This window comes from uncultured Microscilla sp., assembly GCF_947493425.1.
GTDB lineage: Bacteria > Bacteroidota > Bacteroidia > Cytophagales > Microscillaceae > Microscilla.
Map to the genome: position 1 here is coordinate 1 of NZ_CANLRP010000599.1, position 292 is coordinate 292.

The window sequence follows — 292 nt, forward strand, 5'->3', positions numbered from 1 at the left end:
GCTTCCAGATCAGCCAGGCAAGGCGGTCGTCTTTCCAAGGCATGTGAACGATTTAACTGTACTACAGCAATGATGGAGATTTGCAGTTCACTGGCCATTTTTTTTAGTTGCTCTGTGATCCAGGCGAGTTCCTGAGACCTGCTACCAAAAGGTTGTTCTTTGACTTCAATGAATTGAATAAAGTCAATGCATACGAGTTGAATATCGTGTTTAATTTTGAACCGCATGATTTTGGTCTTTAACTTCTGAAGTGGAAAACTACTGCTGTCATCAATAAATATTGGACGTTGGT

At 40.8% G+C, this 292-nt stretch carries 1 protein-coding gene; it reads right to left on the reverse strand.

Annotated features, from left to right (window positions below):
* The coding region (locus Q0954_RS34725) for a DnaB-like helicase C-terminal domain-containing protein (protein ID WP_299466872.1) at positions 1-227 on the reverse strand (227 nt) is incomplete at its 3' end.
* Positions 228-292: the final 65 nt, after the last annotated feature.